Source organism: Mesoflavibacter sp. (assembly GCF_964226795.1).
GTDB classification, from domain to species: Bacteria; Bacteroidota; Bacteroidia; order Flavobacteriales; family Flavobacteriaceae; genus Mesoflavibacter; species Mesoflavibacter zeaxanthinifaciens.
This window is the reverse complement of the sequence record NZ_CAXQQP010000004.1, coordinates 153,571-164,986: the sequence shown is the minus strand read 5'-3', so window position 1 is coordinate 164,986 and position 11,416 is coordinate 153,571. Positions and strand designations below refer to the sequence as shown.

The 11,416-nt window shown below is 31.2% G+C and carries 9 protein-coding genes; 4 read left to right on the top strand and 5 right to left on the bottom strand.

Going from position 1 to position 11,416, the window contains the following annotated elements; translation table 11 throughout:
* Nucleotides 1-122: 122 nt before the first annotated feature.
* Entirely contained in the window at nucleotides 123-899 is a 777-nt protein-coding gene (locus ACEQT4_RS02165) for an exonuclease domain-containing protein (RefSeq protein ID WP_370225791.1), read from the bottom strand.
* Between the two features lie 69 nt (nucleotides 900-968).
* Here ACEQT4_RS02165 and ACEQT4_RS02160 point away from each other — a divergent pair, with 69 nt between their 5' ends.
* Both ACEQT4_RS02160 and ACEQT4_RS02155 read left to right on the top strand, forming a co-directional pair.
* On the top strand, nucleotides 969-1,607 hold the full coding sequence (locus ACEQT4_RS02160; protein ID WP_370225790.1) for a glutaredoxin family protein: 639 nt from the start codon (nucleotides 969-971) through the stop codon (nucleotides 1,605-1,607).
* A gap of 89 nt (nucleotides 1,608-1,696) precedes the next feature.
* On the top strand, nucleotides 1,697-2,608 hold the full coding sequence (locus tag ACEQT4_RS02155; RefSeq protein ID WP_370225789.1) for a T9SS type A sorting domain-containing protein: 912 nt from the start codon (nucleotides 1,697-1,699) through the stop codon (nucleotides 2,606-2,608).
* A gap of 225 nt (nucleotides 2,609-2,833) precedes the next feature.
* Here ACEQT4_RS02155 and ACEQT4_RS02150 read toward each other — a convergent pair whose 3' ends face one another.
* From ACEQT4_RS02150 to recR, 3 genes are all read right to left on the bottom strand, one after another.
* Nucleotides 2,834-4,147 carry a dihydrolipoamide acetyltransferase family protein gene (locus ACEQT4_RS02150; protein ID WP_370225787.1) on the bottom strand — a complete coding sequence of 438 codons (1,314 nt, stop codon included), beginning with the start codon at nucleotides 4,145-4,147 and terminating at the stop codon, nucleotides 2,834-2,836.
* Nucleotides 4,148-4,239: 92 nt separating this feature from the next.
* Nucleotides 4,240-5,337: a glycosyltransferase family 2 protein gene (locus tag ACEQT4_RS02145; protein WP_370225786.1), complete on the bottom strand. Its 1,098-nt coding sequence runs from the start codon at nucleotides 5,335-5,337 to the stop codon at nucleotides 4,240-4,242.
* A 7-nt stretch (nucleotides 5,338-5,344) separates the two neighbouring features.
* Nucleotides 5,345-5,962, bottom strand: a complete 618-nt coding sequence (gene recR / locus ACEQT4_RS02140; protein ID WP_027880102.1) for a recombination mediator RecR — start codon at nucleotides 5,960-5,962, stop codon at nucleotides 5,345-5,347.
* Nucleotides 5,963-6,153: 191 nt separating this feature from the next.
* Between recR and ACEQT4_RS02135 the strand changes: the two genes are divergently transcribed.
* Both ACEQT4_RS02135 and ACEQT4_RS02130 read left to right on the top strand, forming a co-directional pair.
* Nucleotides 6,154-7,599 (top strand): sodium:solute symporter, encoded by a 1,446-nt coding sequence (locus ACEQT4_RS02135; protein ID WP_370225785.1) that lies wholly within the window; start codon nucleotides 6,154-6,156, stop codon nucleotides 7,597-7,599.
* Between the two features lie 96 nt (nucleotides 7,600-7,695).
* Nucleotides 7,696-10,959: a VCBS repeat-containing protein gene (locus ACEQT4_RS02130; protein ID WP_370225783.1), complete on the top strand. Its 3,264-nt coding sequence runs from the start codon at nucleotides 7,696-7,698 to the stop codon at nucleotides 10,957-10,959.
* Between the two features lie 2 nt (nucleotides 10,960-10,961).
* On the opposite strand, the gene ACEQT4_RS02125 is transcribed toward ACEQT4_RS02130, so the two are convergent.
* On the bottom strand, nucleotides 10,962-11,324 hold the full coding sequence (locus ACEQT4_RS02125; protein ID WP_106679382.1) for a CoA-binding protein: 363 nt from the start codon (nucleotides 11,322-11,324) through the stop codon (nucleotides 10,962-10,964).
* Nucleotides 11,325-11,416 lie beyond the last annotated feature (92 nt).

The following is an 11,416-nucleotide window of genomic DNA, read 5'->3' as shown; positions in this document are numbered from 1 at the left end:
AGATTTTGTTTACGATTGTTTAGACTTATATTTTATTAGCTTAAAATTAGGTCTCGACTGCGCTCGACCTGACAACTGACAACTATTTATTGTTAATTGTTTATTGTTAATTGTTTATTGATCTAACCCAACTTATTATTAAACGCTCTTAGCTTAATTGCGGTTAGCACTTTTTTAGTGTACAACGGAAAATCAGCATTTAACAACCATCCAAAATAACCTGGTTCGGTTTCTAAAACATCGGTTACTAATTTTCCTTTATGTTTACCAAAACTAAACACTTCTTGTCCCTCTTTATTAAACGCAATAAAACCAGCAAAATCTGCAAAACGTTTACGCGAACTAAACTCGGCTAAAAACTTCGCATTGTTTTCTAAATCTTCATAACGTTCTACTTGTGCTTCTAAAACCTCATAAGTTGCCAATGTATCTGCTGCTGCTGTATGTGCGTTTTCTAAAGTTTTATCGCAATAAAATTTGTACGCTGCACTAAGTGTACGTTGTTCCATTTTATGAAAAATAGTCTGAACATCTATCGCGAGGCGCGATTTCATATCAAAATCCATATCGGCACGCAACATTTCTTCGGCTAACAACGGAATATCAAAACGGTTAGAGTTAAAACCTGCTAAATCTGCATCTTTAATCATGTTGTTAATCTCTGATGCTAATTGCTTAAACGTTGGCTCGTTTGCTACTTTTTCGTCAGTTATACCATGTATTGCAGAGACTTCTGCTGGTATTGGCATTTCGGGATTAACTAGCCAAGTTTTGCTTTCTTTATTTCCGTTTGGATAGACTTTTAAAATTGAAATTTCGACAATTCTATCGGTTGTAATATTGATTCCGGTAGTTTCTAAATCGAAAAAACAAAGTGGTTTTGTTAAATTTAAAGGCATGAATTTTGCTTTGATTTATGCAAATATAAATGTAATCTGTTACTTTTACTTTGTAAAGCTTTTTAAATAATGAAAAACTATATAGTTCTTTTACTTTTAACCCTTTTTACTATTGGCACTAACGCACAAAATGACCATAAACACGTTAAACTTATTGAAGAAATTAAAGGTAAACGCTATGAGTTGTATATAGAAAATACAGACTCTATCTCTTATGATATTTTTTTAAAAGTTGATACCGAAGATTTTAGACGCAGTAGCGAAAGACCTATTTTAAAAACCATACCACCAAAGTCCAAACAACGCGTGCTAACTATGGTTATTTTAAACGAAAAAGAAGGTAAATACACATACACGTTAGTGATTAACGAAGTGGCTTACGCCTTACAATTTGATAAAGATTTTGAGCTGTTAGATACTAAATTAGATAAAGCACTAACATCTAAAACCGTTGAAATTTATACTCAAAACGATTGCAGTATTTGTCCTGATGCCAAGCGTATTTTAACCAAAAACAAAATTGGCTACCAAGAGTATAATATTGATCAAGACACAACACATTACAACAAATTAATTAAAGACTTTAAAGCCTTAAAACCCAATAGCTCTGTTAACCACATTCCTATTTTAAAAGTGAATGATAAAGTGTATAACCAAATTGAAAGTTTGGAAGATTTTATTGAAGCTTTGCGAGATGGGTTTAATTAAACCTTTGGTCAATTGAGTTTTTGTTCTAACTTCGTTTAATAATCTTTAGCAAACATTAAAACCAAATATTAAACTTTAAAAATTAACAAATGAAACAATTTTACACTTTTTTGAATTTAGCAGCTTTAATGCTTATTATTCCTTCACTTTCTAATGCTCAAACCACTTTATACTTCAATGATTTTGAAGGAACTGATTTTGATACATACCAACTATACAATGCATCTGGGAGTTCAGTCAACTTTATGACTGTAGCAGCAGATTATATAACTAGAGCTATACCTTCTAGCTTACCTCTGGGAAACGCCACTTCAGGGTTTTCTGGAAATGTGATAGCATTAGAGGATTACGATGGAGCTGGTTTTTCAGCAGAGGATCATTATATCCAAACAAATCCAATAGATATTACTGGAGCTAGTGGTTTAGCTTTTGAATTTCGTCTAGCTGCACCCAGAGGAAACGATGGAAATAGGTATGAAACTAATGATATATTGCAAGTACAAATATCTATTGACGGTGGAGCATATCAAACGATAATAAGTTGTGGTGGTGGAACAGATACCCGTTTTTATTACGATTCAAGTTTAGATGGCATTAACATTGATGCTAATGATATATTAGTTGACCAAAATTCTCAAATAATTTCAACCTCAATTCCAAATACAGGAAATTCTATGTCTGTTAGAATTCTTTTTAATTCCTTAGGCTCTCAAGAGGAAATGCTTTTTGATGATATAAAAGTTAGCGCTTCAAATGTATTAGGATTAAATGATTTTAATTATGATACTAAAATTAAAATATTTCCAAACCCATCAAAAGAAATTATTCAAATTTCAAATTTAAATTCAAAAGAACCATATACCATTTTTGGAATTCTTGGAAATGAAATTAAAAAAGGAATTATTGCTGACAATGAACAAATTGATATTAGCAATTTTACAAATGGAATGTATTTCTTGAAATTTAAAAATGGAAATACAATTAAATTTATAAAAGAATAAAAAAACGTTTGCTAACAATGGCTATAAGTAATTGCTTGTTTTCTCCTACTTCTGAAAATCCTCGCGGATTTTCAAATTGGTGTGTATTTGCTAAGTTAAGCGCTAACCCACGCAACTACTTATAGCCGAGACCATTAAACGAAATTTAAAAGCATGATATAAAAAAGCACAACCTAAAAGTTGTGCTTTTTTATATCATTGAGATACCTGCCTGCGCAGGTATTTTTAAATCTCTCTATTAATATCCCAAGCTTCTAAATAATTTTTAACTGCTTGTACAAATTGTCCACCAAGCGCACCATTTACTACACGATGGTCATAACTATGCGATAAGAACATTTTGTAACGTATACCTATAAAGTCGCCATCTGGTGTTTCTATAACCGCAGGCACCTTACGTATAGCTCCTAAAGCTAAAATACCAACTTGTGGTTGATTAATAATTGGTGTACCCATAACACTACCAAAAGTACCAACATTAGTTACAGTGTATGTTCCACCTTGTATATCGTCTGGTTTTAACTTGTTTTCTCTAGCTCTTCCTGCTAAATCATTAACTTGTTTTGCCATACCAACTAAGTTTAATTGGTCTGCATTTTTTATAACTGGTACAATTAAATTACCATCTGGTAAAGCTGCTGCCATACCTAGGTTAATGTTTTTCTTTTTAATAATTGTATCACCTTGAACAGAGATATTCATCATCGGGAAATCGCGTAACGCTTTTGCTACCGCTTCCATAAAAATTGGTGTAAACGTTAAGTTTTCTCCTTCGCGTTTAGCAAAGTCGTTTTTAACTTTTTTACGCCAATTCCATATGTTAGTTACATCGGCTTCTATAAAACTTTGTACGTGAGCACTTGTTTGTACCGATTCTACCATGTGATGTGCAATTAATTTGCCCATTCTGGTCATCTCAACAATCTCATCACCACCATTTACGCTAACTGGTGCAGCAGTTTTTGGTGCTGCTTTTGGCGTTTCTGTTTTTTGTGGTGTTGCTGGCGCAGCTTGTGTTGTTGCTGGTTTGCTACCTCTATTATCTAGGTAAGCCATCATGTCGTTTTTAGTAACACGACCATCTTTACCTGTTCCTGGAATAGCGTCTAACTCAGATTGACTTATTCCTTCGGTTTTAGCCATATTTTTAACTAATGGTGAGTAAAAACGATCTCCGTTAGATGTAATTGGCTCTGCAGTTTCTTTAGCAACCTCAACTGTTTTTGCAACTTCTTGAGCCGCTTCTGGTTCTGGTGTGCTTTCTTCTTTTGGTGCAGCAGCAGTTTCTGGTGCGTCACCATCGGTTTCTATAATTGCAATGGTTTGTCCAACGTTTACAACATCGTCTACGTTAAACAGTTTTTCTACTAAAACACCATCTACTTCACTTGGTACTTCGCTATCTACTTTGTCTGTTGCAATCTCTAAGACTGCTTCATCTGCTTCAATAGTATCGCCAACTTCTTTAAGCCAAGAGGTAATTGTTGCTTCTGCAACACTTTCTCCCATTTTTGGTAATTTTAGTTCAAATCTTGCCATATTAATAATTGAAATGTAGTTTTATTGTTTTGTTTTGCAAAATTAATAAAAAATAACCTAATTTACTGTTTATTATTTATCAATTTGAATTTTTAAAAATGAATAACTTCTCCTCTATTTTTTGAAGAATTACTTCCGAGTATAAAATTAGAGTTTTTTGGGATAATTTTAAATGATATGTTTCTGTTTTTTTCTGAAGTCGACATACATGTTATTATCTGCTTGAAACTTAAATAATTTGCATCTAGAACAACTTGTGTATTGGCTTCAAAAACTTCTGTTTTTGTTTGAACTCTGAATGGTTTTTTAAAAATTTCTGCCAATTTTGGATAATTTTTATCGCTAATTAACACATATCTATCTACAGGCATTTTTTCTACGGAAGTGTTATCTTTAAAGAGTTTTGCCAATTTTATACCCAAATTAACTATAGTCTTGGTTAGTACACTGCTTTTAAAGTGCTTTTGATAAAATATCTGCATAGCACCGTAAAAACGCTTAGCATAAATACTGTCTTTTAATGTACTTTCTCCTTTAAAATGTATGGCTTGTATTGGTCCGTAATACATATTATCGTAACCTGCTTTAGTAACTTTATATGACAAATCTATATCTTCTCCGTACATAAAATAGTCTTCATCAAAACCTTGTACTTGCTTATATATACTTGTTTTTACCATCATAAATGCACCAACAAGAATTGGTACAATACCCGTAGAATTTTCTTCAACGTCTGTTACATAATAGCTTTTAGTAAAGCCTAACATTTTTTTAATTGCCACTTTTGGTGTTGGAATGTGACGTTTACTTTCTGGTAAAAATGAGCCTGTTCCATCAATTAATCGACATGCAAATAATCCTAAGTCGTTTTTAATTTCGGAAAATTCAAATAACTCTGTAAAACAATCTTCTGGCACAACGGTATCTGGATTTAAAATACACAGATACTCGCCTTTTGCATGTTGTACGCCAATATTATTTCCTTTGGAAAAGCCTAGATTTTCACTGTTTTCAATGAGTTTTACCTTCGGAAAATTTTGCTTTACCATTGTACAACTTTCATCTGAAGAGTTGTTGTCTACAACAATAATTTCGGCATCTAAATTTTGGATTGCTGCTTCTACACTTTGCAGACAAAGCTCTAAAAAATAACGCACGTTATAGTTAAGTATGATGATGGATAACTTCAAAAAAAGCCTATAATTTTAATGAATTTTCAAAAGGAATTCGGTTTAAAATACTTCTCCCAAGGGTTATTTCGTCTGCATATTCAAGCTCGTCACCAACCGAAATACCTCGTGCAATGGTAGAAGTTTCTACTTCAAACTCTTTAATTTGTTTGTAAATATAGAAGTTTGTGGTATCGCCTTCCATAGTTGGGCTTAGTGCAAAAATAAGCTCTTTTACGCTTCCGCTTTTTACTTTTTCTACTAAACTAGAAATGTTTAAATCATGTGGACCAACACCATCCATTGGAGATATTTTTCCGCCTAAAACATGATACAACCCTTTGTGAGATGCTGTATTTTCTATTGCCATAACATCTCTAATATCTTCGACTACGCAAATTACATCTGTTTTACGCATTGGATTTGCGCAAATATCACATAGCTCGGTATCACTAATATTGTGACAAGATTTACACAACTTTAAATCGTCAACCATTTGGTTTAACGCTTTACTTAAACCATGGGTATTTTCTTTAGGTTGACGCAATAAATGTAGTGCCAAACGCAATGCGGTACGCTTACCTATACCAGGTAATTGCGAGATTTCGTTAACTGCGTTTTCTAATAATTTTGAAGAAAATTCCATAGTTGCGAATTTACGACATTGCAAGATATTATTTTACATTTTTGGATAAATTAATAGTTAGACACGAATTTCATGAATTGACACTTTTTCTTTAAGTAAAGCGTAAAACCACTTGTTACTTACTACTAACTAATTACCACTAACTGAAGTCAAAACTTATTTCGTATTTTGGCAAGCAGAAAATTTAATTTATGACATCTACTCAAATCATTTTATTAATCGCTGCCTATTTTGGTGTACTTATTTTAATTTCTTATTTCACCGGAAAAAAGTCTGGAAACGATGCTTTTTTTAAAGGCAACAAGCAATCACCTTGGTATGTAGTGGCTTTTGGTATGATTGGTGCTTCTTTATCTGGCGTAACTTTTATATCTGTCCCTGGTTGGATTGAAGCCTCTAAATTTAGCTACATGCAAGTAGTTTTTGGGTATATGCTAGGCTATTTAGTTATCGGCACGGTGTTGCTTCCACTATATTATAAAATGAATTTAACGTCTATTTACACCTATTTAGAAGGACGTTTTGGTAATTATGCGTACAAAACTGGCTCTTCGTTTTTTTTGATATCTCGTATAGTAGGCGCAAGTTTTAGACTGTATTTAGTAGCTAATGTTTTACAACTTATTTTGTTTGATGATTTAGGTATTCAGTTTTGGCAAACAGTAAGTATAACAGTTGCTTTAATTTGGTTATATACTTTTAAATCTGGTATAAAAACAATTGTCTGGACAGATACCTTACAAACGCTTTTCATGCTTATTGCTGTTGGTGTCGCTATCTATTTTGTAAGTTCTGAAATGGATTTAGGCGGACAAAGTATTTTTGCTTTTGTTAATGATAACGAGCTTAGTAAAATATTTTTCTTTGAGGATATTAAATCTGGAGATTATTTTTGGAAACAGTTTATTTCTGGTGCATTTATAGCTATTGTAATGACTGGATTAGATCAAGATATGATGCAAAAAAATCTAACTTGTAGATCTTTAAAAGATGCACAAAAAAACATGTTTTGGTTTACGTTAGTTTTAACTGTAGTTAACTTTGTATTTTTAAGTTTAGGACTACTACTTACTGTTTACGCACAGCAAAACGGAATTGACGCACATAAAGATGATTTGTTCCCTATTCTTGCTAAAAATCATTTAGGTTTTGGTGTTTTTGTGTTTTTCTTACTAGGATTAATTGCTGCTGCTTACAGCAGTGCAGATAGTGCTTTAACTTCTTTAACAACATCTTTTAGCATTGACATTTTAGACATCGAAAAAAAACACGACAAAAACAAGCAAGTAAAAATAAGAAAGCGTATACATGTTTTAATTTCAATATTATTAATATTAGTTATAATAGCGTTTAAATACATTATAAAAGACGAAAGTGTAATCTCTAAACTGTTTGTCTTTGCCGGATACACTTATGGTCCTTTACTTGGCCTTTATGCTTTTGGTTTATTTACAAAATGGAATGTTAAGGATAAATTTATACCAATAATCGCCATTCTATCTCCTATTCTATCTTACATTATTAGTGTAAATAGCTTAAAATGGCTTGGATTTGAGTTTGGCTTTTTCATTTTAATACTTAATGGCTTTTTGACGTTTTTAGGTTTAATGCTTATTCTTAAAAAGAAGAATAATTAACATTTTATTAAACAAAACACAGTTGTTTTAGTTGTTTTTAGAATAATTTGTTAAGTTTGTGTTAATAATTTAACATAAATTAACAGATTTTTAGCTTTGAAAAGATATATCTCAGTATTTATAGTGATTATTACATTATTCTCTTGTAATAAAAAAACAGATCAGAACAAACAAAACATCACAGCAGAAACATATTTATTAGAGAGATTACAACCAGAAAACACAGGTATTACCTTTAAAAATATTATTTCTGAAAACACCGATCACAGCATTATTAATTACATTTATTTTTATAACGGTAGCGGTGTAGCTGCTGGAGACATAAATAATGACGGATTAGTTGATCTATATTTTGCTTCTAACCAAAACAGAAATAAACTGTACTTAAATAAAGGCAACTTTAAATTTGAAGACATCTCTGAAAGCGCTAATATTAACAGTAATTCTAGCTGGAATACTGGTGTTACTATGGTAGATATTAATAATGATGGGTTTTTAGATATCTATTTATGTTCAGTTTCTGGATTATTAGATTTTACTGGTCGTAATGAATTATTTATTAATAACGGTGATGGAACTTTTACAGAAAAAGCTGAAGAATTCGGATTAGACTTTACAGGTTATTCTACTCAAGCGTATTTTTTTGATTATGACAAAGACTTAGACTTAGACGTTTATATAGTTAATCACGCAATACACACATCAATATCTCATGGTCCAGCAAGTATAAGATCTAATCGTACACCGTTAGTTGGAGATGTTTTATTAAGAAATGACAACGGTAAGTATGTAGATGTTAGCGAAGACGCTAATATATATGGTGGTGCTAACAGTTACGGATTAAGCGCATCTCTTGCAGATTTCAACAATGACGGTTGGGATGATTTATATATTTGTAACGATTTTCATGAAGATGATTATTATTATATCAACCAAAAGGACGGTACTTTTAAAGAATCTTTAAAATCGGCTTTTACTGCTACAAGCAGATTTTCTATGGGTAGTGATGCTGCAGATATAAATGCCGATGGACTTCAAGATATAATAACATTAGATATGTTACCTAAAGACGAAAAGGTAATTAAAGAAACTGAAGGTGACGAAGCTATGCTTAATAAACAAAGTCAACTTAAAAGACTAGGGTATTCAAATCAGTATTCCAGAAATATGCTTCAAATAAACAACCAAAATGGTGCTTATTTTTACGATGCAGCAATTGTTAATAATATAGAAAATACAGATTGGAGTTGGGGACCATTAATTGCAGACTTTAACAATGATAGTCATCAAGATATATTTATTGCAAACGGAATCTTAAGAAGACCTAACGGATTAGATTTTAGAAAATATGTAGCTAATGCTTTTAAAAGCAGATCAAGAAGCGATGGCTTAGAATGGCTTTTTAAATCTATAAATGAAATGCCAAGAGGTGAAGTTGCAAATGAAATTTACCAAGGAGATTCTGAAAAATTAACCATCAAAACAGGTCAGTGGATAGACAAAACACCATCACTTTCTAACGGTGCAATATATGCAGATTTAGATAACGACGGTGATCTAGATATTATTACAAACAACTTAAACGACTACCCGTACATATACAAAAACAACACAGACCAATCAAAAAACTCTGTAAGCTTAGATTTAGAATTTTTAAAAGGAAATAAAGAAGCTATTGGTAGCAAAGCAATTGTATACACTAATAAAACAAGACAATTAAAACAACTATTTAAATCTAGAGGATTTCTTTCTTCAACAGAAAAAAAACTTCATTTTGGTTTAAACGAAGAAAATAAAGTCGACTCTTTAGTAATAATTTGGCCAGACTTAAAAGTTCAAACTATTGAAAACCCTGAAATAAACACGGTTTTAAACATAAACTATGCTCCTAACCGCAATACATCACAAAATTATTACTTAAAAGGAAAAACCGAAAACACAGTCTTTACCAACAAAGACATAATTAACTATAAACATGAAGAAGATAATTTTAATGACTTTTTCAACCAAAAATTAATCCCTTATAAAGTATCAACAGTAGGACCTGCAGTAGCTGTTGCAGACGTAGACAATAACAAATATGAAGATATTTTTATAGGAGGCGCTTCAGGAAAATCTTCAAAATTATATTTAAATAATGGATATAAACTAAACCCTAAAAACCATAACGTCTTTGAAGAAGATATTTATTGCGAAGACAACTCTGCATCTTTATTTGACGCTGACGGAGATGGCGATTTAGATTTATACGTAGGTTCTGGAATTAATACTAATAGAATAAAAAAATACGAAAACGACAGACTTTACATAAACGAAAACAATACATTTAAGAAATCTACTAACTTTCCAGACAATTATTTAAACACATCTACTGTTGTTACCTACGACTATGATAATGATGGTGATATAGATATTTTTATAGGCAATCTATCTAACCCAGATGTATTTGGAGAATCTACTGAATCTTACATACTTATTAATGACGGAAAAGGTAATTTTAAAAAAGATCTAAACTTTAAATTATCTTCAAAAGTTACAGATGCCATTTGGGAAGATTTCAATAACGATGGTATTAAAGATTTAATTGTTACTTGTCAATGGGATACTCCTAAAATTTATTTAAATAATAACGGTTCTTTAGATTTAATAAAAATTCCAGAAAACCTAAACGGCTTATGGCAAACTGCTATAACTTACGATTATGACCATGACGGAGATAAAGATATACTTTTAGGTAATTGGGGATTAAACACAAGGTTTAAGGCAACAAAAGATAAACCATTACATATGTATTTTGGTGATTTTGACAATAACAATATTAAAGAAACTATAATAGCTTACAATATTGACGGACAATATTACCCTTTAAATACTAAAGACGAATTAGCTTCGCAAATGAATGTAATAAGCAAACGATTTGTACAACATAGTGATTTTTCTTTAAAAACAGTAGAAGAAGTATTAACGCCAAAATCTGTAAAAAACGCTCAACTGTTCTATGTTGATAATTTAAAATCTGGTATTTTACAAAACAATAATGGCTCTTTTGATCAATTTGTCCCTTTCCCAGTTCAATTACAGTTATCACCAATAACTTCTTTCGAAAAGATTTCTATAAACACCAAAGAACAAATACTAATTGGAGGTAATAACTTAAATGTAACTACCTATCATGGACAATACAACTCGCTTCAAGGTTATACTTTTTATTCCTTAGATAACATAACACCTGTATCTAATTTAGGTATTAAACCTTTTAAAAAACAAGTGAAATCTTTTGAGAAAATAAAAACTAAAAACAACAAATACCTTTTAACAATCTCAAACAATGACAAGGTAGACTGTTACGCGGTTAAGTAAATTTAATACTGATTAATAGACAACAAAACTAACGTACAAGCAACCTCATAAGCAATATTGTTTTTATCTAAAATTTTATAAAATTCAGGATTTTCAGTTCCTGGATTAAAAATCACACGATTAGGATTTAAACTTACTATGTAATCATAATACTCTTTTTGCCTGGTTGGATTTAAATATAATGTTACAGTATCTAAATCAGTATACATTTTTAAATCTGTATCAATTTTAACACCAGCCACTTCTCCTTCTCTTAATCCAAACGCTACAGTTGGTATATTATTAGCTACCAATTTGTTAATAGCTGTATTAGAATAACGCACTGGATTTAATGACGCTCCTAGCACTAAAGTTTTTTTATTCATAAATGTTAAATATTCTTAAAATTAAATTTTATCCGTAACAATACAAGTAAAATTTAGTCTTAATAGCATAAACAATTTCATCAATCAAATAA